The sequence below is a fragment of the Sphingopyxis sp. Soil_C_28 genome, assembly GCF_057657055.1.
In genome coordinates, this window is record NZ_JBDGJE010000003.1 from 243,051 (window position 1) to 262,790 (window position 19,740).

At 64.5% G+C, this 19,740-nt stretch carries 21 protein-coding genes and 1 riboswitch; of the genes, 12 read left to right on the plus strand and 9 right to left on the minus strand.

The features are described from left to right. Positions 1-199: 199 nt before the first annotated feature. Complete coding sequence (lptG, locus tag AC3A43_RS14645; protein ID WP_487793292.1) at positions 200-1,300, minus strand: LPS export ABC transporter permease LptG; 1,101 nt, start codon at positions 1,298-1,300, stop codon at positions 200-202. Next, entirely contained in the window at positions 1,300-2,508 is a 1,209-nt protein-coding gene (lptF, locus tag AC3A43_RS14650; RefSeq protein ID WP_487793293.1) for an LPS export ABC transporter permease LptF, read from the minus strand. The genes lptG and lptF overlap by 1 nt, the downstream gene beginning before the upstream one ends. Positions 2,509-2,641: 133 nt before the next feature. Between lptF and AC3A43_RS14655 the strand changes: the two genes are divergently transcribed. From AC3A43_RS14655 to AC3A43_RS14665, 3 genes are read left to right on the plus strand one after another with little or no spacing between them, the layout of a single operon-like run. Further along, entirely contained in the window at positions 2,642-3,157 is a 516-nt protein-coding gene (locus tag AC3A43_RS14655) for a DUF2141 domain-containing protein (protein ID WP_487793294.1), read from the plus strand. A gap of 7 nt (positions 3,158-3,164) precedes the next feature. After that, a complete protein-coding gene (locus AC3A43_RS14660; protein ID WP_487793295.1) occupies positions 3,165-4,139 on the plus strand; it encodes a diacylglycerol/lipid kinase family protein in 975 nt (324 codons plus the stop codon). A gap of 9 nt (positions 4,140-4,148) precedes the next feature. Then, a complete protein-coding gene (locus AC3A43_RS14665; protein ID WP_487793296.1) occupies positions 4,149-5,009 on the plus strand; it encodes a hypothetical protein in 861 nt (286 codons plus the stop codon). Positions 5,010-5,042: 33 nt separating this feature from the next. Here the strand turns inward: AC3A43_RS14665 and AC3A43_RS14670 are convergent, their stop codons facing one another. From AC3A43_RS14670 to AC3A43_RS14680, 3 genes are all read right to left on the minus strand, one after another. Next, positions 5,043-7,004, minus strand: coding sequence for an ATP-binding protein (locus tag AC3A43_RS14670; RefSeq protein WP_487793297.1), 1,962 nt, complete (start codon positions 7,002-7,004; stop codon positions 5,043-5,045). Between the two features lie 113 nt (positions 7,005-7,117). Continuing rightward, the gene (gene spt / locus AC3A43_RS14675) at positions 7,118-8,320 is read right to left on the minus strand and encodes a serine palmitoyltransferase (protein ID WP_487793298.1); all 1,203 of its coding nucleotides are present in this window, start codon (positions 8,318-8,320) and stop codon (positions 7,118-7,120) included. Between the two features lie 7 nt (positions 8,321-8,327). Continuing rightward, complete coding sequence (locus AC3A43_RS14680; RefSeq protein WP_487793299.1) at positions 8,328-8,564, minus strand: acyl carrier protein; 237 nt, start codon at positions 8,562-8,564, stop codon at positions 8,328-8,330. Positions 8,565-8,725: 161 nt separating this feature from the next. Between AC3A43_RS14680 and AC3A43_RS14685 the strand changes: the two genes are divergently transcribed. The 5 genes from AC3A43_RS14685 to AC3A43_RS14705 all read left to right on the plus strand — a co-directional run bounded on the left by AC3A43_RS14685 (position 8,726) and on the right by AC3A43_RS14705 (position 14,026). Further along, entirely contained in the window at positions 8,726-9,295 is a 570-nt protein-coding gene (locus AC3A43_RS14685; protein ID WP_487793300.1) for a Pycsar system effector family protein, read from the plus strand. A gap of 264 nt (positions 9,296-9,559) precedes the next feature. Further along, entirely contained in the window at positions 9,560-10,957 is a 1,398-nt protein-coding gene (locus tag AC3A43_RS14690; protein ID WP_487793301.1) for an MATE family efflux transporter, read from the plus strand. A gap of 131 nt (positions 10,958-11,088) precedes the next feature. Further along, positions 11,089-11,376 (plus strand): co-chaperone GroES, encoded by a 288-nt coding sequence (gene groES, locus AC3A43_RS14695; RefSeq protein WP_037514464.1) that lies wholly within the window; start codon positions 11,089-11,091, stop codon positions 11,374-11,376. A 105-nt stretch (positions 11,377-11,481) separates the two neighbouring features. Further along, positions 11,482-13,125, plus strand: a complete 1,644-nt coding sequence (gene groL / locus AC3A43_RS14700; protein WP_487793302.1) for a chaperonin GroEL — start codon at positions 11,482-11,484, stop codon at positions 13,123-13,125. Between the two features lie 130 nt (positions 13,126-13,255). Further along, positions 13,256-14,026 carry a glutaminyl-peptide cyclotransferase gene (locus tag AC3A43_RS14705; RefSeq protein ID WP_487793303.1) on the plus strand — a complete coding sequence of 257 codons (771 nt, stop codon included), beginning with the start codon at positions 13,256-13,258 and terminating at the stop codon, positions 14,024-14,026. Here AC3A43_RS14705 and AC3A43_RS14710 read toward each other — a convergent pair. From AC3A43_RS14710 to AC3A43_RS14725, 4 genes are all read right to left on the minus strand, one after another. Further along, positions 14,023-14,703, minus strand: a complete 681-nt coding sequence (locus AC3A43_RS14710) for a DJ-1/PfpI family protein (protein WP_487793304.1) — start codon at positions 14,701-14,703, stop codon at positions 14,023-14,025. The two genes, AC3A43_RS14705 and AC3A43_RS14710, sit on opposite strands and share 4 nt — an antisense overlap. Before the next feature lie 21 nt (positions 14,704-14,724). Continuing rightward, a riboswitch (ZMP/ZTP riboswitch) is annotated at positions 14,725-14,817 on the minus strand. Between the two features lie 34 nt (positions 14,818-14,851). Further along, positions 14,852-15,070 carry a hypothetical protein gene (locus AC3A43_RS14715; protein WP_487793305.1) on the minus strand — a complete coding sequence of 73 codons (219 nt, stop codon included), beginning with the start codon at positions 15,068-15,070 and terminating at the stop codon, positions 14,852-14,854. Positions 15,071-15,148: 78 nt separating this feature from the next. Then, positions 15,149-15,478, minus strand: a complete 330-nt coding sequence (locus tag AC3A43_RS14720; protein ID WP_487793306.1) for an entericidin EcnAB — start codon at positions 15,476-15,478, stop codon at positions 15,149-15,151. Between the two features lie 173 nt (positions 15,479-15,651). Further along, positions 15,652-15,984, minus strand: a complete 333-nt coding sequence (locus tag AC3A43_RS14725; RefSeq protein WP_487793307.1) for a hypothetical protein — start codon at positions 15,982-15,984, stop codon at positions 15,652-15,654. Between the two features lie 229 nt (positions 15,985-16,213). Here AC3A43_RS14725 and AC3A43_RS14730 point away from each other — a divergent pair, with 229 nt between their 5' ends. Genes AC3A43_RS14730 through AC3A43_RS14745 form a run of 4 tightly spaced genes read left to right on the plus strand, consistent with a single transcriptional unit; the run spans position 16,214 to position 19,724 of the window. Then, the gene (locus tag AC3A43_RS14730; protein ID WP_487793308.1) at positions 16,214-17,200 is read left to right on the plus strand and encodes an ArsR/SmtB family transcription factor; all 987 of its coding nucleotides are present in this window, start codon (positions 16,214-16,216) and stop codon (positions 17,198-17,200) included. Next, positions 17,197-18,138 (plus strand): methylenetetrahydrofolate reductase, encoded by a 942-nt coding sequence (metF, locus tag AC3A43_RS14735; RefSeq protein WP_487793309.1) that lies wholly within the window; start codon positions 17,197-17,199, stop codon positions 18,136-18,138. Before AC3A43_RS14730 ends, metF begins: the two co-directional genes overlap by 4 nt. After that, positions 18,135-19,196, plus strand: coding sequence for a homocysteine S-methyltransferase family protein (locus AC3A43_RS14740; RefSeq protein ID WP_487793310.1), 1,062 nt, complete (start codon positions 18,135-18,137; stop codon positions 19,194-19,196). The genes metF and AC3A43_RS14740 overlap by 4 nt, the downstream gene beginning before the upstream one ends. Before the next feature lie 3 nt (positions 19,197-19,199). Beyond that, on the plus strand, positions 19,200-19,724 hold the full coding sequence (locus AC3A43_RS14745; protein WP_487793311.1) for an N-acetyltransferase family protein: 525 nt from the start codon (positions 19,200-19,202) through the stop codon (positions 19,722-19,724). Positions 19,725-19,740 lie beyond the last annotated feature (16 nt).

A 19,740-nucleotide genomic window follows, 5' to 3' on the forward strand; every position in this document is an offset into this window, starting at 1 on the left:
GAAAGCGTGCGACACCTATTCGCGCCTTAGCCATTTCTTGTGTCAAATCACCGAGGCACGAAGAACTGCCGCTGACCGTAATTCGCCAATGCGTTGCGTTCGGCGTCGGGGGATGACCACAGGATGTGAGTAGAAGGCCGGACGCCAACACCACGGCTTGAGGGAAGTTTACGGTCGGTTTCCCCGATCCGGACAAGCCCTATTCCTCGGTCCGTATCAAGATCATCTCGCCAATCAGCGCGAACAGGATAAATGGCCCCCACGCGGCGAGGAAGGGCGAGTAGGCGCCCAGATCGCCCATCGCGAGCGCGAAATTGTCCGCGACGAAATAGGCGAAACCGAGCCCCATGCCGAGGATCGCGCGGATGAACAGCTTACCCGAGCGGGCAAGGCCGAACGCCGCGACCGCACCGAGCAGCGGCATCAGTATCGCCGAAAGCGGCCCCGAAATCTTGTGCCAGAGCACGCCCTTGAGCGCGTCGACGGGGCGCCCCGCGGCTTCGAGGTCGGCAATCGCAGCCTTCAGCTGCAGGAAGGGCAGTTCATCGCCATCGACCTGCGCGAGGGTGAACTGGTCGGGGCGGACATTTTTGGCCGCGACGATCGTACCCAGCGGTTCGAGCGTGCCCGACCGGCGGATGAAGCGCCGCGCATTGTTAAGCTGCCAGCCACCGCCCGCGACCGCGCGCGCGCTGTCGGCGGACAGCATCGACGACAGCACGCCGCCCGTGCGTTCATAGATCGTCACATAACCGAGGACGATCACCGGGCCGCTGGTATCGACCGTCGCCGCATTGATCAAATCGTCGCCGTCGCGCACCCAGATGTTCGTGCGGATGCCGCTGTCTTTGGGGACCTTTTTATACTCGACCTTTTGCCAGGCGCTGAGCGCGGCGGTCGAGCGCGTAACGATGCGTTCGTTGAAGGCAAAGCTGATCCCGGCGACCAGCAGCGCGGCGAGGAACAGCGGCGCCAGCACCTGATGCGCCGACATGCCCGACGCCTTCATCGCGACGACCTCGCTGTTCTGATTGAGCGTGATCAGCGTCAGGATCGTCCCGAGCAGCACCGAAAAGGGCAGGAAAGTCTCGACGATCTGTGGCAGCCGCATCCCGACATAGCGCCAGACGTCCGAATCGCTGTTGCCTGCGACGGCGAGGATCTTGCCGCTTTCGCCGAGCAGGTCGAGCGTTTGCAGGATGAGCACCAGCGCGAAGAGGATCGAGAAGGAGCGGACGAGAAAAAGGCGCCCGACATAAAGCGCCATCGTGCGCGACGGGAAAAAATGGAGCTGGTGCATCAGACGCCCTGTGGCTTGCGCTGGAACATGGTGAGCATCGTGCGTATCTTTTGCGCCGCCTTCGCCGCGACGCGCTCGAGTGCGCCGATCGGCTGGCCGCCGGGGACGTGCGCGACGGTGTAATACATCCAGATCGCGAGCGCGGAGAACAGAAGGAACGGCACCCACAGCGCGATCAGCGGATCGATGACGCCCCGCGCGCCGAGGTCTTCGGCATATTGGTTGATCTTGTGCTGGGTCACCAGCAGCACGATCGACAGGAAGACGCCGAGCGACGAGGTCGATCGTTTGGGCGGGATCGCCAGCGCGATCGCCATCAGTGGAATCAGCAGCATCGACATCACCTCGACGATGCGGAAGTGGAAATTGGCGCGCGATTCGAGCCGCGTCTGCACCGACTGGCTCCGGTCCTTGCCCGCAACGAACAGTTCGGGAATCGTCATTTCGCGGTCGGCGCCGCCGCGCAGGCGGAACGCCTCGATCTTGGGCAACGGAATCGGCAGGTCGTGATTGTCGAAGGTCAGCACGCGCGGCACCGCGAATTTGGGCGATTCATGAATCAATACGCCCTGCGACAGACGCAGGATGATCGTGTTCGGATCGTCGGTCGCCAGGAACTGCCCGCGCGCGGCGGTCGCCGATACGCGCTGCCCGTCCTTGTTGTCGCCGCGCACGAAAATCCCGCGCAGGCTGCGTCCGTCGTCATAGCTTTGTTCGATCCGCAGCGTCATGCGGTCGCCCAATTTGGTGAATTCGCCCACCTTGATCGACGCACCGAGCGCCCCCGAACGCAATTCGAACTGCAAGCCTTCATAGGCGTAGCGCGCGACGGGCTGAATGAAGCCGACGATCGCAAGGTTCAGCAGCGCGAGTGCGATGGCATAGGCGTAAGGCACGCGCATCAGCCGCCCGAAACTCATCCCCACGCCCTTCAGAACGTCGAGTTCGCTCGAGGTCGCAAGCTTTCTGAAAGCGAGCAAAATCCCCAGCATCAGCCCGATCGGGATGCCGAGCGAGAGATATTCGGGGATCAGATTGGCGAGCATCCGCCACACGACGCTGACCGGGCCGCCCTCGGTGGCGACGAAGTCGAACAGGCGCAGCATCTTTTCGAGCACGAGCAGCATCGCCGACAGGACGAGGGTGCCGAGCATCGGGAAAAAAATGAGCCGCGCGATGTAGCGGTCGATGGCAGGAAGCTTATTCAATCTTTGGTCGCCCCATCACCATGTTTTGGCCGCAGTTGTTCCCGATATGCCGATTCAAGGGCGACAGGGACCCGTGTCAGCGCGCGCATTTGCGCTTGCTGAGATGGCTATAGCCTCTGGAGGTTTTGAGGTCATGTCGAAAATTTTTCTCGCCGGACTGCTGGCTGCCGGTGCCGCCGGGGTGCTGATCGCACCCGTCGCGGCGCAGGGTGCCGCGCTGGGTCCGAGCGCCGCGCTGTGCAACAGCAACGCCACCGCCGTCCAGGTCGACGTGCGCGGTTTCAAGCAGCGTACGGGAACCGTGCGCGTCCAGATCTACAGCGCGAACAGCAACTATCTGGAAAAGCGCAAGTGGATCGAACGCGTCGACGTACCCGTCTCGCGCGCCGGCACCATGTCGGTTTGCGTGCCCGTGAAGCAGCCGGGCAGCTATGTCGTTTCGGTGCGTCACGACATGAACGGCAACGGCAAGTCGGACCGCAGTGACGGCGCGGGCCTGTCGGGCAATCCCGACATGAAAGTCAGCGATTTCATCTTCAAGCGGAAGCCCAAATTGACGCAGGTCAGTTTTGCGGTCGGCGGCGCCACCAAGCGTGTTCCGGTCGTGCTGAATTACGTCAACGGGTTGTCCTTCGACCCGGTGGAATAGGGGATATATGGCCAGCGTCGCGCTTCTTTCGAATCCGCATTCGACGGGCAACCGTGCCCTGTTGCCGCGGGTTCGCGAATATTGCGCGGCGCACCCCGACATTTTTCATTATGAGGTCGAGGATGTCGACCAGATCGGCGAGGCCATTCGCACGATGGCGATGGTCGGTCCGCGGGTTGTCGTCATCAATGGCGGCGACGGCACGGTCCAGGCCGCGCTGACCGAACTCTATTCCGGCGGTCATTTCGGCGGTTCGCCGCCGCCGGTCGCCGTGCTTCCCAACGGCAAGACCAATCTGATCGCGCTCGACCTTGGCGCCGAGGGCGATCCGATCAAGGCGTTGCAGCGCGTGCTCGACCTCGTCGAAACCGGCCGGCTGGAGGATCATGTGATCCAGCGCCAGCTGATCTCGCTCGACAGCGGCGGTGAAGCGCGGCCGGTGCTCGGCATGTTTCTCGGCGGCGCCTACCTCGCCGATGTGATGCTCTATTGCCGCAACCGCATCTACCCGCTCGGCCTGCCGAACGGGGTGTCGCATTTCCTTGCGGCGATCCTCGGCCTGTTCGCGATGCTGTTCGGCCTCGGCGGCGGGCGCTTGCCGCCCAAGCCCGAGGCGATGACGGTGTCGCTGATCCGGCAGGGCGAGTTCAAGGGCAAGTTTTCGCTGCTGATCGTGACGACGCTGGAAAAGCTGCTGCTCAGCATCCGCACCAACGACGCTGCGGGCGAAAGCGGACAGATGAAATTGCTTGCGGTGGAGCGCGGCATGGGCGCGCTCGTTCGCATGCTCGGTGCGACATGGCGCGGCACGCTCGGCCAAAACCAGCTCGACGGCGTGCATTTCCAGCAGGGCGACGAAATCCGCATCGAAGGCGAGCGGTCGAACGTCATCCTCGACGGCGAAATTTTTCAGGCCCGGCATGGCAGGCCGATCATCCTGACCTCGACGCAGCCGGTTCCCTTCCTGCGCCTCGCCGCCTGAGCGTTCTTTATGGCCGCCCTCAACGAACTCGTCCGCGAAGAACTCGGGGTCCCGGTGGACCCGCGTGCCGCCGCGATGGCGCGCGCGATCGCCGCGCAATATCCGGGCAGCGCGCGCGCCGTGCTATTCTATGGCAGCTGCCTGCGCGAGCGCGAGCTCGACGGGCTGATGCTCGATTTCTACCTGATCGTGTCCGATTACAGCGATGCCTATCCCAAACGCTGGATGGCCGCCGCGAACCGGCTGATCCCGCCCAATGTCTTTCCGTTCCAGCACGACGGGCTGATCGCCAAATATGCGGTGCTCAGCGAGGCCGATTTTGACCGTCTGAACGGGCCCGAAACGCGCAATGTGTCGGTGTGGGCGCGCTTTGCCCAGCCGTCGCGGCTGGTCTGGGCGGTCGACGACACCGCGCGCGACCGTGCGATTGCGGCGGTTGCGCGCGCGGCGCCGACGCTACTCGCCGCCGCTGGCCGGGTCGATGGCGAAACGCCGCTCGACTGGTGGCGGCGCGCCTTTTCGCTCACTTACTCGGTCGAATTGCGCGCCGAACGTACGAGCCGCGCGCAGTCGGTCGTCGATGCCGATGCCGGACGTTATGAGCGATTCAGCGCCCCGGCGATCGATGCGATTCCAGCCGACACGCGCGGCGGCGCCTGGGCGCGGCGGCGGCTGGAGGGCAAGGCGCTCAGCATCGTGCGGCTCGCCAAGGCCAGCCTGACCTATGCCGGCGGGATCGATTATCTGGCATGGAAGATCAATCGCCACGCGGGGACGAAGATCGAGATCAAGCCGTGGCAGCGCCGCTGGCCGCTGGTCGCCGCGCTGACGCTGGTGCCGCGCCTGATGAAAAGCGGCGCGATCCGGTAATCCGCGGCCCGTCTGCCGGATTACGGCGGGCGTTCAACTCGCGAGCCGTTGCCCTTCGCCCGGCCGTGCATCGCCGCACCGCCGGATCGCCTGGTCGAGCGCGGTGAGGGTGAAGGGTTTGCGCAGCACGTCATGATCGCCGAAGCTGGCGATCTCGCCCGCGTCACCGGCGTAGCCGGTCACGAACAGCACCGACAGTTCGGGCCAGCGCTGTTTCAGCTGCGCGACCATTTCGGGACCGGTCAGCTCGGGCATCAACACGTCGGACAGGATCAGGTCGAAACCGCCCTGGCCCTCCGCCAGCCGCCCCTCGACCAGCGCTTCGGCCTCGAGCGGATTGCCGCATGCGACCGCAGTGTGGCCCAGTTCGCTGACCGCATCGACGGTCGCGGCAAGGACGCGTTCGTCGTCCTCGACCACCAATATGCTCAGCGCGTCGGCGGGCAATGCAGGGGCGTCCGCATCGCCGACTGCGCTTTCCGTCACGCTATCGTCTTGCGGCTTCGCGATCGGCAACAGCATCGCGACGTTGGTGCCTTCGCCCTCGGTCGAGGAAATCTGCACCTCGCCGCCCGACTGGCGGCAGAAAGCGAAAACCTGGCTCATGCCCAGCCCGGTTCCCTGACCCGCGGGCTTGGTCGTGTAAAAGGGATCGAATACGCGCTCGAGGACCTCGGGCGACATGCCGCAGCCGGTGTCGATCACCTGTACTGCGAACGCCTTGCCCTCGCCATCGTCGAGCGTCTGGATCGTCAGCGAACCATGGCCGTTCATCGCGTCGCGCGCATTGACCGCGAGGTTGAGCAGCGCGTTTTCGAATTGTTGCCGATCGACCCAGCAGGCGAGGCCGTCGGCGCGAAGGTCGAGGGTCAGCGCGATCCGGTCGCCGATCGTGCGTTCGATCAGTTCGGCGAAGCTCGTAATACACTCGTCGATCGTCACCATCTCGGGTCGCGCGGGCTCGGACCGGGCAAAGGTCAGCAGCCGCCGCGTCAGGTCGGCGGCGCGGTTGGCGCCGTCGAGCGCGTTGGCGAGGTGACGCGATGCCTTTTCGGGCGCGCGTTGCGCCAGTTCGAGGCCGCCGACGACAACCGCCAGCATATTGTTGAAATCATGCGCGATGCCGCCGGTCAGCTGGCCGACCGCTTCCATCTTTTGTGCCTGCCGCAATTGGGCTTCGGCGGCTGCACGCTCGCTCATCTCGTTGCGAAGCGCGATATTCGCCTGTTCCAGTTCGGCGGTGCGGGCATTGACCGCCTCCTCCAGTTGCATCGCGCGGTCGCTTTCCTCGGCCTGTTCGCGCCGCGCCACCCGGCGTTCGGCTTCGGCGCGCACCAGCGAGAAGGTGGCGCCGATCGCGATCACCGCAGCGCCGGCACCCAGCAGCGAGAAAAGCAAAATGGCCTGGTTCAGACTGGCGCGGTCGGCCGCCGCGATGCGGTTGCGCTCGCGAAGCAGCGTGCGCTCGGTGGCGATGACGCGATTGAGCAATTTGTCGATGCGGCTAAGGCCGGCGTCGTGGCCCGCGGCATGATATTTGGAAATCGCGGCGATGGTCTGGTTGTAATTGGCACTGAGCGCGGCATCGCCGAGCTGGCTGCCGCGGCGGTTCATTTCGGTTGTCAACTCGTCGACCAGCCCGGCCTGTGCGGGGTTGTCGCGGACATTGCGTTTCAGCAACGACAGATATTGCCGCGCCAGCCCCCATTGCTGTTCGAAGACGCGCCCATCCTCTTTCTGGAGGCCGACGGCGAAACGACCCAGCGCGGCCTCGGCGCGCGCGAGCGCGGCGTCGAGCGAGCGGGTCTGCGAGATGACTTCAAGGCTCTGCGTTTGCCAGCCGAGCGAGCGGTCATAATTGTCGTTGGCGCGCGCGAGCAGCAGGACAAGCGCCGCCACGACGCCCGCCAGCATCGTCGCCACCCCGATCGTCAGCCAGAAGCGCGTCCGCTCTCGCCGGCCTTCGGTTTCGGTATCGCCATCCCTCTCGAACACGCGCATCTCTTACCGGACAAGCGCGTCGCCGCAAAGCGCCGAAGCCCCCCGGGCTTCACCGCCGCTTCCATTCGCCGCGAAAAGGAATCCGCTGGTCGGCGGGTGCGTTCGGCTCAGCCGATAATGCCGACGCGCTGGCCCGCACGCTCAAACCGGCCGAGGATTTCGCCGACCTGTTCGATCGTATGTTCGGCGCACAATGAGCAGCGCAGCAACGTCATGCCCGCGGGGGTTGCGGGCGGACGCGCGAGGTTGACGTAAAGCCCTTCCTCGAGCAGCGCTTCCCACATCATCGCACCCTTTTCGAGGTCGGGCATGATCACCGCGATGATCGCCGACTGCGGCTCTTCGGTGCCGAGCTGGAAACCCAGGTCGCGCAGGCCCTTGTGCAAAACCTTGGAATTTTCCCAGAGATGCGCGCGCTTGTTGGACCCGTGCATCAGCTTGCGGATGCTGGTGGCGGCGGTCGCGACGACGCTCGGCGGCAGCGACGCGGTGAAGACATAGGGGCGGCAGACGAGCCGAAGGATTTCGAACTTCGGGTGGTTCGACACGCAGAAACCGCCGACGGTGCCGACGCTCTTGCTGAACGTGCCGATCACGAAATCGACGTCGTCCAATACGCCCTGCGCCTCGGCGACGCCGCGGCCATTCTCGCCGATGAAGCCCATCGAATGCGCCTCGTCGACCAGCACCATCGCGCCGGCTTCCTTCGAGACGCGGATCATTTCCTTCAGCGGCGCAACGTCGCCGAGCATCGAATAGACGCCCTCGAGCACGACGAGCTTGCCGGCTTCGGGGGGCAGGCGCTTCAGCCGCTTTTCGAGCGCCTCGACGTCATTGTGGCGGAAGGCGACGATTTCGGCATTGCCCATCGCGCAGCCGTCATAGATCGACGCATGGCTGTCGATGTCGAGGATGACATAGTCGCCCTTGCCCGCGATCGTCGAAATGATGCCGAGGTTCGCCTGATAGCCGGTTGAAAACACCATGGCATGGTCCATGGCGTAAAATTCCTTGAGCGCTTCTTCGCACTCCTTGTGCCCCTGATAGGTGCCGTTGAGGACGCGGCTGCCCGTGGTGCCGGCGCCGAACTTGTCGAGCGCATCCTTTCCCGCGGCGATGACATCCTCGTCGAAGGTCATGCCCATATAATTATAGGTGCCGAGCAGGATCGTCTCGCGCCCGTTGCAGATCGCGACGGTCGGCGAGATCACCTTTTCCATCACCAGATTATACGGATCGGTGACGCCGGTCGCTAGCAGGTCTTCGCGCTGCTGGATCAGCGGGTCGAATTTCGAAAAAAGGTCGGTCATCGCCCTGTCAGCCCTGCAGCTTCTCGACCGCCGCGACCAGCTGGCCGACGGTTTCGATTTCGGCCTGCATGTTCATGCTGATGATGATGTCGAATGTGTCTTCGACCTCGGCGACGAAATCCATCACCGTCAGGCTGTCCCATTCGAGGTCGCCGGCAAAGGTCGTGGCGTCGGTCAGCTCGATGCCCTTCTTGTTGAACGGGCCGATCAGGCCGAAAATCTGGTCGCGCAGGGCGGTGCTCATGTTGTGCGTCCCATAAAGATATGAAGTTGCGTGCGGCATGCCGCGAAGGCTTCCGATTGGCAAGCGAATGCGGCGGGAACAGGGCAGCATCTTGCCGCCCCTGTCACTTCATGTCATCCCTGTGACGGGTCGCTGGCGGGTTACTGACAAGGGGCAGGCACATGGGCAGCGAAGAATCGAAGGCATCGGCCGAACGGCCGGCAATCTCTTTCCCGCCGAACGCGGTGCACCTCGTTCGCACCAATCAGCAGATCACGATGCAATTGTCGCAGATGGCCGATCAAAAGGCGTCGATCCTGATGGGCGCGACCTTTGTCGTTTTCACCCTCGCGATCGGGCAGGCGCGCTCGGGCGGCGGGGCGCTGGCGATGCCGCTCGCCATCCTCGCGACCTTTTCCTTCCTCTCGGCGCTGCTCGCGGTGTCGGCGGTGCTGCCGCGCGTCGGCAAGGCGCCGCCGGTCCTCTACAAGGACGGCAAGGACCACAGCAACATCCTGTTCTTCGGCCGCTTCGAACAGATGGATGAGGATGAATTCATTTCTGCGGTAAAGGCGCGGCTGCGCACCGAAGAAGATCTCTACGAGACGATGTTGCGCGATACCTACCAGAACGGCGTTGTGCTGGCGCGGCGCAAATATCGCTACCTTGCCTATGCCTACCGTCTGTTCGTCGTCGGATTGACGCTGACCTTCATTGCGTTCGGGGTCGAGATGGCGATGCTGTGGACCTGAAGACCCTCCCCCTTGGTGGGGGAAGCAGTGAGACTTGCCAGCTTGCTGGCTAGTCGCAGCGGTCGGAGTGCGGCTTCGGCCCAAAGCGGCGGCGCGATGACGCGCCATCACCCTCATCCAACTCCGCCTGGCCGCTTCGCGACCCTTCTCCCATCCAGGGAGAAGGCCTCGCCTGTTGCCTTTCTGCCACCCTCGCCCACAAATGGCCTGCCCGGCACCGCCCGGTATTGAACCCCCGGACTCGCGCGCCTATCCGGGCCGGCTATGTTGCAGCAGGCTGCCCCCTTGACCGCGGAAACACCGCAGGGTCTTCGCAAGGAGTTCCGGGCGACGCTGGCGCTCGCCGTGCCGCTGGCGGCGGCAAACCTGTTGCAGATGATGGTTCATGCGGTCGACGTGATCTTCGTCGCGCGGCTCGGTGACGCCGCGCTTGCCGCCTCGTCGCTGGGGGTTGCGATCTTTGGTCTGTTGCTCTGGACGGGGACGGGACTGATCGGCGCATCGGCGCCGTTGATCGCCGCCGAACTCGGGCGCCGCAAACATGCGGTGCGGGAAGTGCGGCGCACGGTACGCATGGCGATGTGGCTTGCGGTGCTGGTATCGCTGGTCTTCATGGGTGTTTGCGCTGCGGGTGGCCCGATCATGCTCGCGACGGGGCAGCCGGCGGACACGTCGGCGCGCGCCGCGGGCTTCCTGTTGATCCTTCTTTGGGGTCTGTTCCCGATGATCGCCGCGGCGGTACTGCGAATCTTCGTCTCGGCATTGGGACGACCCGTGATCGCAACTGTCATCACCTTCGGCGCGCTGTTCGTCAACGTGCTCGGCAACTGGGTCCTCGTGTTCGGACATCTCGGCATGCCCGCGCTCGGCCTGCATGGCTCGGCGATCTCGAGCGTGATGACCAGCGTCCTGATGCTCGTCGCTTATGTCGTCGTGATCCAGCGCGACCGGCGTCTGCGGCGTTATCATCTGTTCGGCAATTGGTGGCGCACCGAATGGTCGCGCTTTTTCGATATGCTGCGCATCGGCACCCCGATCAGTCTGACCATTCTTGCCGAGGCGGGGCTGTTCACTGGCGCCGCCTTCCTGATGGGCCGGATTGGCGAGGCTGAACTGGCCGGGCATACGATCGCGTTGCAGGTCGCGGCGCTCGCCTTCCAGATCCCGTTCGGGGTCGCGCAGGCGGCGACGATCCGTGTCGGCCTGGCCTATGGCGCGCGTGACCATCGCGGCATCACGCATGCGGGGCAGGCGTCGCTGGTGCTCGGCATCGGGTTCATGGCTTTTACCGCGTTGCTGATGTGGCTGTTCCCCGGGCTCGTGCTATCGATCTATGTCGATGTCGATGCGGCGCGCAACGCCGCGCTCGTGGGCTTTGCTATGCAGTTCCTCGTCGTCGCGGCCGCCTTCCAGCTTTTCGACGGGGCGCAGGCGGTTGCGGCCGGGGTGCTACGCGGGCTGCAGGATACGCGGACGCCGATGATCATCGCGATCTGCGGTTACTGGATCGCGGGATATGGCACCGCGATTTACCTTGGCTTCTGGACCCCGCTCGCCGGAGTCGGGGTGTGGATCGGCCTTGCTGTGGGTTTAGTCGTCGTCTCGGCGGTGCTGCTGCTTCGCTGGCGGATGCGTGGCCGTCTCGGCCTGCTTCCGGCCTGACGCAAAAACTTCGCAAGAATCTTGTATCGCGGTGCTTGACGCCCCTCTGACTCCTACCCATATGCCGGCTGTTAGCACTCGCAACCCGTGAGTGCTAAAACGACATCCATTGCATTACCGGAGAGATATCCATGCAATTCCGTCCGCTGCACGACCGAGTGCTCGTCCGCCGTATCGAAGCCGAAGAAAAAACCGCTGGCGGCATCATCATTCCCGACACCGCCAAGGAAAAGCCGCAGGAAGGCGAAGTCGTCTCCGTCGGTACCGGTACCCGCGCCGACGATGGCAAGGTGACCCCGCTCGACGTCAAGGCCGGCGACCGCATCCTGTTCGGCAAATGGTCGGGCACCGAAGTCAAGGTCGACGGCGAAGAGCTGCTGATCATGAAGGAATCGGACATTCTGGGCGTCATCGCCTGAACCGTCTCCGCATCCCTCGCGGATGCGATTTCCCCCGCGTCCCCTGTGGATGCGATTTCAGTGTAAAGTTGCGCAGTTTTCTGCGCCTTTGAAAGGAATAGCCACATGGCTGCTAAAGACGTCAAATTTTCGCGCGACGCGCGCGAACGCATTCTTCGCGGTGTCGACATCCTCGCCGACGCGGTGAAGGTTACCCTCGGCCCCAAGGGCCGTAACGTCGTGATCGACAAGAGCTTCGGCGCGCCCCGCATCACCAAGGACGGCGTCACCGTCGCCAAGGAAATCGAACTCAAGGACAAGTTCGAAAACATGGGCGCCCAGATGCTGCGCGAAGTCGCATCGAAGGCGAACGACAAGGCCGGCGACGGCACCACCACCGCGACCGTTCTGGCGCAGGCTATCGTGCGCGAAGGCATGAAGTCGGTTGCCGCCGGCATGAACCCGATGGACCTGAAGCGCGGCATCGATCTCGCGGTCACCAAGGTCGTCGAAACGATCAAGGCGCAGTCGAAGCCCGTTTCGGGCACCGCTGAAATCGCCCAGGTCGGCATCATTTCGGCCAATGGCGACACCGAAGTCGGCGAAAAGATCGCCGAAGCGATGGAAAAGGTCGGCAAGGAAGGCGTAATCACCGTCGAAGAAGCCAAGGGCCTCGATTTCGAACTCGATGTCGTCGAAGGCATGCAGTTCGACCGCGGTTACCTGTCGCCCTATTTCATCACCAACCCGGAAAAGATGCTCGTCGAGCTGGCCGATCCGTACATCCTGATCTTCGAAAAGAAGCTCTCGAATCTGCAGGCGATGCTGCCGATCCTCGAAGCCGTGGTTCAGTCGGGTCGCCCGCTGCTGATCATCGCCGAAGACATCGAAGGCGAAGCGCTCGCAACGCTGGTGGTCAACCGCCTGCGCGGCGGCCTGAAGGTCGCCGCCGTCAAGGCACCGGGCTTCGGCGATCGCCGCAAGGCGATGCTGCAGGACATCGCGATCCTCACCGCCGGTGAAATGATCAGCGAAGACCTGGGCATCAAGCTCGAAACCGTCACGCTGAACATGCTCGGCCAGGCCAAGCGCGTCACCATCGACAAGGACAACACCACCATCGTCGACGGTGCCGGTGAAGCCAGCACGATCAAGGGCCGCGTCGAACAGATCCGCGCGCAGATCGAAACGACGACCAGCGACTATGACAAGGAAAAGCTGCAGGAACGTCTGGCGAAGCTCGCCGGCGGCGTTGCGGTCATCAAGGTCGGTGGCGCTTCGGAAGTCGAAGTGAAGGAACGCAAGGATCGCGTCGATGACGCCCTCCACGCGACCCGCGCTGCGGTCGAAGAAGGCATCGTCCCCGGCGGCGGTACCGCGCTTCTGTATGCCACCAAGGCCCTCGAAGGCATGTCGGGCATCAATGAAGACCAGACCCGCGGCATCGACATCATCCGTCGCGCGCTGCAGGCTCCGGTTCGCCAGATCGCCGAAAACGCGGGCTTCGACGGCGGTGTTGTCGCGGGCAAGCTGTTCGACCAGAAGGACACGAGCTTCGGCTTCAACGCCTCGACCGACGTCTATGAAGACCTGGTCAAGGCCGGTGTCATCGACCCGACCAAGGTCGTTCGCATCGCGCTTCAGGATGCGGCCTCGGTTGCCGGTCTCTTGATCACGACCGAAGCCGGCATTGCCGAATCGCCCGACGACAAACCCGCCATGCCCATGGGCGGCGGCGGCATGGGCGGCATGGGCGGCATGGACTTCTAAGTCCAAGCCGTTCGGCACTCAGCCAGTAAAAAGAGGGCCGGGGCAGCAATGCTCCGGCCCTTTTCTTTTGCGCCGAAAAGCGGAGGCGGGACATTGCCAGTTCAGACGATGCGGCATAGCTAGGACCGCGATGATGTTGATCCTCGCCCTTGCGCTGCTCGCCGAGCCGGCAGTCGCCACGCCTCCGGCGCCGCCGCCCGCGATCGAGCGCTGCGGTTATCGCATCGTTCAGACCTATCCGCATGACGCGACCAGCTTCACGCAGGGTCTGTTCTGGGACAAGGGGCATCTGTACGAAGCCACCGGCCAATATGGCCGATCGCGGATTGCGCGGCTCGATCTCAAGACCGGCAAGGCGCTCGCCCAGACAAAGCTGCCGCCCGACCAGTTCGGCGAGGGCATTACGCGCTGGGGCGATCAGATCATCGGCGTGACTTGGCAGGGCGGCGTCGGCAATCGCTGGTCGATCAAGGATCTCAAAAGCGTCGGCACCTTCAGATATCAAGGTGAGGGGTGGGGGCTCACCATGGTCGGCGACGCTCTGGTACTGAGCGACGGGACGCCCGAGCTGCGGTTCCTCGACCCCGCGACGATGAACGAGCAGAAGCGCGTCACGGTGCGCTTCGGCGGCCGGCCGATCACGATGATCAACGAGCTTGAGACGATCGACGGCCAGATCTGGGCGAATATCTGGATGACCGACTTCATCGTTCGCATCGATCCCGCCACCGGCAATGTGGTCTCGCTCGTCGACCTTTCGGGGCTCAAGGCCGACGCAGGCGCGAGCGGAAACGACAGCGTGCTCAACGGCATCGCGTGGGACGCGAAAAAGAAGCGGCTATTCGTGACCGGAAAATATTGGCCGAAGCTTTACGAAATCACGCTCGCCGACTGCGGTTAGGCGCGGGACAGCGCCGCCTCCATACGCGCTGCGGCGGCGTTATAGACATGCTCTTTCAATCCGGCGGTGATCGCCTTGGGGGCGCGATCGGGATGGCCGCCGGGGAAGGGCGGCGCGGGGTCATATTCGATCGCCAGCTGGATCGCCTGCGCCACATCCGCGCCGCGCAATCTGGCGATCAGCGTCAGTGCGAAATCAAGCCCCGAGGTGACCCCGCCGCTGGTGACGATATTCCCGTCCTCGACGACGCGCGCCTTGACCGGCTCGGCGCCGACGAGCGGCAGCAGATGGGTATAGGCCCAGTGCGTCGTCGCGCGCTTGCCGTCCAGCAGCCCGGCACGGCCGAGCAGGAAGGCGCCGGTGCAGACGCTCGTTACCCATTGCGCGCCCGCCGCCTGCCGCGTGATGAAATCGGTCGTCGCAGCATCGCCCAGCGCGTCGGCAACGCCGTGGCCGCCGGGGATGCAGAGGATATCGGCCTGTGGCGCATCCCCGAAATCATGCGTCGGCACGATCGCGAAGCCACTGTCGGTCATGATCGGATCGCGGCTGGCCGCCGCGCCTGCGATAACGGCGCCGGGCATGCGCGAAAGCGCCTGCGCGGGCGCGGTAAAGTCGAGCTGGGTGATGCCGGGAAAGAGCAGGAAAACGATTGTGGTGGCGGGCGTATCGGTCATGCGGATGTCCTTGCACTGGCAGTGGATCACCCAGGCGCGCGGCTCAAATCGGCCTGCCGGCCAGCCCCGCTTCCCGATGGGATCCCATCTTTAGCGCCAGTTGCGGGGCCCGTTCAATCTACCCCCGCCGCGTGGTGAGGGGAAGGCGCTATTTGCCGGCCTCGGCCGCCTTGTCGGTTGATTTGCTCATGCTCGCGTCGGCAGCAGGCGCGCTGTCGCGGCTTTCCAGCATTTCGGCGGCATCGTCGAGCGCCCTCGCCTCGCTGACGGTCACGCCGCCCGGCCCGGGCTCGTTGTCGGTGCGGCTGCAGGCCGTCGTCAAAATCAATATCGCGAGCGCGGCGCCCGTCGTTCGAAGGTCGGTCATTCCATGCGCTCCCACGAAAAAGGGCCCCATCCGAGGTGGATGGAGCCCTCAATATCAGCCCGAAGGCGTGCCGACGACTTACTTCTTGTCGTTGGCTTCGGCCTTCTTGGTTTCTTCGGCGATCTTGGCGCCGGCCTTGTCGGCAGCTTCGCCAGCCGCGTTCACGGTGCCTTCGACGGCGTTGCCGGCGTCCTTGGCAGCAGCGGCGGTCGCGTCGGCGGCGTCGGCTGCACCAGCAGCGACGGTGTCGCCGGCTTCGGCAGCGCCTTCGGCAACGGCGTCGCCAGCAGCGGCGGCGTCGTCAGCGACGGCGGCGCCGGCTTCCGACGTTTCTTGCTGTGCCTTTTCCGAGCAGGCGGCGAGGCTGAAGGCCGCGGCGGCCATCGAGGCGATGATGATCTTGCGCATGGGTTAATCCTTTCGAATGCAATGGCCGGGCGGCGGCCAAGAGGCCCAGAGTTAACGATGGATGGGGGGCTTGGCAACTATGCTGCGAAGCAGCTGTCCCAAAAGGAAAAAGGGGCCGCCGGCGAACCGGCGACCCCTTTCCTGTTCTTTCGGCCCAAAGACCGGAAAGAGTCTTACTTCTTGGCTTCTTCCATCGCGCCCTTGGCAGCGTCGGCAGCTTCCTTGGCAGCGCCAGCAGCTTCGGTTGCCTTGTCGGCAGCCTTGGCAGCGTCGCCAGCAGCAGCGGCATCGCCGGCAGCGTCGGCAGCGGCACCGGCTTCGCCAGCAGCAGCGGCGGTCGCGTCGGCAGCGCCTTCGGCTGCTTCCATCGCGCCATCAGCAGCGCCTTCGACGGTCGCAGCTGCGTCTTCGGTTGCAGCGGCCGTGTCGTCGGCAGCCTTATCGGCGCAAGCAGCGAGGCCCATCGAGGCGGCGAGGACGAGCGACAGAGTGATCGATTTCTTCATTTGGGAATACCCCTCTCGGTTTGAACTGATCGACCGGCACAGGAACTGATCGATCCCGAAATTTGCCAATCGCGCGGAGAATTACCCCCTCGCCAAAGGGCGCGCAACGTCCTTTTTGTCCGAGCCCCGGCGTTTCGTCTTAATTCGGTCCTGCCTTGATGATGCGTGGCGGAAATTGTGGCACGGTGGCTGGTTGACCGGATATAAAGAAAGCTTTATATGTGGGTCCATGAGCGAGCTGATCGACATTTTCCGCGCCCTCGCGGACCCGACGCGGCTGCGAGTCGTCGCGCTTTTGCGCGAGATGGAACTTGCGATCGGCGAACTCGCGGTCGTGCTCGACCAGAGCCAGCCGCGCGTGTCGCGTCATGTCCGTATCCTCGTCGAGGCGGGCATCGTCGCGCGCCGGCGCGAGGGAAGCTGGGTTTTCCTGCGCATCGCGGCGGAAGGACCGGTCGCCGATATTATCGGGCAGGCGGAAAAATGGCCTTTTTCGGCGCGCGAAACCCGCGTCATCACCCATGATGCGCGGCGGTTGGCGGCGGTGCGCGACGAACGCGCCGCGTCCGCCGAACGCTATTTCGCCGAACATGCCGCCGAATGGGATGCGATCCGGTCGCGCCATGTCGCCGAAAGCGAGGTCGAGGCGGCGATGCTCGCGATGATGCACAACCGCCGGCTCGGTCATCTGCTCGACATCGGCACCGGCACCGGGCGGATGGCGGAAATTTTCGCGCCGACCGCGCGCCGCATCACCGCGCTCGACCGCAGCCCTGAAATGCTGCGCATCGCGCGCACCAAGCTGGAGGGGCAATCGGTCCCGGTCGACCTGCTCCAGGGCGATTTCCTGAACCTGCCGGTTGCCGACGCCAGCATCGACAGCATCGTCATCCATCAGGCATTGCATTTCGCGCACGAGCCCGATCGTGTGATTGCCGAAGCGAGCCGGGTGCTGCGCGGCGGGGGGCATTTGCTCGTCGTCGACTTCGCCCCGCACGAGGATGAAGATCTGCGCAATCTGGCCGCGCACGCGCGCCTCGGTTTTTCGGACGCGCAGATCCGCGGCTGGTTCGCCTCGGCCGGGCTGTTGCTCGAAACCGCGCAGACGCTCGAAGGCGGCGAACTGGCGGTCAAGCTCTGGCTCGGCCGCCGCCGCAGCGATGAAGATCAACCCCCTGTCTCCGGTGACGGGCAAAACAAAAGGCTTGCGGCATGACGTCGAACCTCAATTCGCTCGCGGAAGCGCGGCGCGCCGCCGCCTCGCCGCTCTTCGCCAATCTTGAAGGCGACATCGGCGTCAGCTTCGAATTTTTCCCGCCCAAGACCGAGAAGATGGAAGCGCAGCTGTGGGATACGTTCCGCACGCTCGAACCATTGGGCCCGAGCTTTGTGTCGGTCACCTATGGCGCGGGCGGATCGACGCGCGAGCGCACCCACGCGACCGTCGCACGCATCGCCGCCGAAAGCCGCGTGCCGCCCGCCGCGCACCTGACCTGCGTCGAGGCGTCGCGCGCCGAGATCGACGAGGTCGCGCGGGCCTATTGGGATGCCGGGGTGCGGCATATCGTCGCGCTGCGCGGCGATGTCCCGGGCGGCGAGCCCTATCGCGCGCACCCCGATGGTTATGCCAATGCGATCGAACTGGTCGCGGGGCTGAAGGCGATCGCGCCCTTCGACATTTCGGTCGCGGCTTATCCCGAAACCCATCCCGATGCCGATTGCGCGCAATCCGACCTCGACAATCTGAAGCGCAAGCTCGACGCTGGCGCAACGCGCGCGATCACCCAATTCTTCTTTTCACCCGACAGCTTCCTGCGCTTTCGCGATGCAGCGGCGGCAGCGGGGATCGACGCGCCGATTATCCCGGGTATCCTGCCGGTGTCGAACGTCTCGCAGACGCGGCGCATGGCCGACATGTGCGGCACCGCGATCCCGGGCTGGATGGTGTCGCTGTTCGACGGACTCGACGATCTGCCCGCCGCGCGTCAGCTGGTTTCGGCAACGATCGCCGCCGAAATGTGCCGCCGGCTGTATGCGGGCGGCGTGCGCGATTTCCATTTCTACACGCTCAACCGGGCCGAGCTGAGCTACGCCATCTGCCACTTGCTCGGCCTGCGCCCGTCGGCGGCGCCGGCGACGGAGAAAGCCGCATGACCCATTCGACCACGAGCGCACGCGAAGCGCTGCAGGCGGCGGCGAAGGAACGCATTCTGCTGACCGACGGCGGCTGGGGCACCCAGATCCAGGATCGCAAGCTCGTCGAGGCCGACTATGCCGGCAACCTTGGCCTGTCGCACGATCAAAAGGGCAATAATGATATCCTCGCGCTGACGCGCCCCGACATCGTCACCGCGATCGGCGAGGCCTATCTGGCGGCGGGGTCGGACATCGTGTCGACCAATACGTTCAGCGCCAACACGATCAGCCAGGCCGATTATGGCGCCGAACATCTGGTCGCCGACATCAATCATGAAAGCGCGCGGCTGGGGCGCGAAGCCGCCGATAAATATGAAACGATCGACGGCCGTCGTCGGTTCATTGCGGGGGCGGTGGGGCCGACGAACAAGACGCTGTCGCTGTCGCCCGACGTCAACAATCCCGGCTATCGCGAGATCGATTTCGACGAACTGAAGAATGTCTATCTCGATCAGGTCGTCGCGCTCGCCGAGGGCGGCGCCGACTTCATCCTGATCGAGACGATCTTCGACACGCTGAACGCCAAGGCCGGGATCGCGGCGGTGCTGGAGGCCGAAGCGAAGGTCGGGCGCGAACTGCCGCTGATGATTTCGATGACGCTGACCGACCTCAGCGGCCGGAACCTGTCGGGGCATACGGTCGAGGCCTTCTGGTACGCGGTGCGCCATGCGCGGCCGCTGACGATCGGGCTCAATTGCAGCTTCGGTGCGGCGCAGCTTCGCCCGCATGTGCGCGTGCTCTCCGATATCGCCGACGCGCTGGTGATGGTTTACCCGAACGCCGGGCTGCCGAACGAGCTTGGCGAATATGACGAGATGCCCGACACGACCGCGGCGCTCGTCCGCGAATGGGCCGAGCATGGTCAGGTCAATATCCTCGGCGGCTGTTGCGGTTCGACCCCTGCGCATATCGCGGCGATGGCAAAGGCTATCGCGGGTCTGCCCGCGCGGCAGATTCCGGCGGTGCCGGTGCGAACGCGACTGGCGGGGCTCGAACCCTTCACGATGGCGGCCTGAACGATGACCGACATTCCGACGTGGACGATCCGGAGGGCCGGAGCGGAGGACGCGCCGGCGCTCGCGCTGATCGGCGCCGCGACCTTCCTCGAAACCTTCGCGGGCATTCTCGACGGCGATGCGATCGTCGGTCACTGCGCCGCGCAGCACACCGCCGCCGCCTATCTGGCCTATCTCGCCGACGGCGGACAGGCGTGGATCGCCGAGGCGCAGCCCGGCGGCGCGCCGATTGGCTTCGCGCTGGTCGGCAGGCCCGATCTCGCTGCCGCGCTCGACGGCGATATCGAATTGAAGCGCATCTACTCGCTGTCGCGCTTTCACGGGACGGGCGTGGGCGCGGGATTGATGAAACAGGCTTTGGCCGCGGCGAAGGATCATCGCCGCCTGCTGCTTGGTGTCTATGCGCATAACAGCCGCGCGCTCGCCTTTTACCGCAAACAGGGTTTCGTCGATATCGGCACCCGCCAGTTCAATGTCGGCGGCAAGCTCTATGACGATCTCGTCCTCGCTCGCCCGCTTGCCGCTTGATGCCCGCCAGGATTAA

Coding starts and splice junctions, on each gene's coding strand:
- lptG (WP_487793292.1), bottom strand. CDS start 1,300: ATGCACCAGCTCCATTTTTTCCCGTCGCGCACGATGGCGCTTTATGTC.
- AC3A43_RS14655 (WP_487793294.1), top strand. CDS start 2,642: ATGTCGAAAATTTTTCTCGCCGGACTGCTGGCTGCCGGTGCCGCCGGG.
- AC3A43_RS14660 (WP_487793295.1), top strand. CDS start 3,165: ATGGCCAGCGTCGCGCTTCTTTCGAATCCGCATTCGACGGGCAACCGT.
- AC3A43_RS14665 (WP_487793296.1), top strand. CDS start 4,149: ATGGCCGCCCTCAACGAACTCGTCCGCGAAGAACTCGGGGTCCCGGTG.
- spt (WP_487793298.1), bottom strand. CDS start 8,320: ATGACCGACCTTTTTTCGAAATTCGACCCGCTGATCCAGCAGCGCGAA.
- AC3A43_RS14680 (WP_487793299.1), bottom strand. CDS start 8,564: ATGAGCACCGCCCTGCGCGACCAGATTTTCGGCCTGATCGGCCCGTTC.
- AC3A43_RS14685 (WP_487793300.1), top strand. CDS start 8,726: ATGGGCAGCGAAGAATCGAAGGCATCGGCCGAACGGCCGGCAATCTCT.
- AC3A43_RS14690 (WP_487793301.1), top strand. CDS start 9,560: ATGTTGCAGCAGGCTGCCCCCTTGACCGCGGAAACACCGCAGGGTCTT.
- groES (WP_037514464.1), top strand. CDS start 11,089: ATGCAATTCCGTCCGCTGCACGACCGAGTGCTCGTCCGCCGTATCGAA.
- groL (WP_487793302.1), top strand. CDS start 11,482: ATGGCTGCTAAAGACGTCAAATTTTCGCGCGACGCGCGCGAACGCATT.
- AC3A43_RS14705 (WP_487793303.1), top strand. CDS start 13,256: ATGATGTTGATCCTCGCCCTTGCGCTGCTCGCCGAGCCGGCAGTCGCC.
- AC3A43_RS14710 (WP_487793304.1), bottom strand. CDS start 14,703: ATGACCGATACGCCCGCCACCACAATCGTTTTCCTGCTCTTTCCCGGC.
- AC3A43_RS14715 (WP_487793305.1), bottom strand. CDS start 15,070: ATGACCGACCTTCGAACGACGGGCGCCGCGCTCGCGATATTGATTTTG.
- AC3A43_RS14720 (WP_487793306.1), bottom strand. CDS start 15,478: ATGCGCAAGATCATCATCGCCTCGATGGCCGCCGCGGCCTTCAGCCTC.
- AC3A43_RS14725 (WP_487793307.1), bottom strand. CDS start 15,984: ATGAAGAAATCGATCACTCTGTCGCTCGTCCTCGCCGCCTCGATGGGC.
- AC3A43_RS14730 (WP_487793308.1), top strand. CDS start 16,214: ATGAGCGAGCTGATCGACATTTTCCGCGCCCTCGCGGACCCGACGCGG.
- metF (WP_487793309.1), top strand. CDS start 17,197: ATGACGTCGAACCTCAATTCGCTCGCGGAAGCGCGGCGCGCCGCCGCC.
- AC3A43_RS14740 (WP_487793310.1), top strand. CDS start 18,135: ATGACCCATTCGACCACGAGCGCACGCGAAGCGCTGCAGGCGGCGGCG.
- AC3A43_RS14745 (WP_487793311.1), top strand. CDS start 19,200: ATGACCGACATTCCGACGTGGACGATCCGGAGGGCCGGAGCGGAGGAC.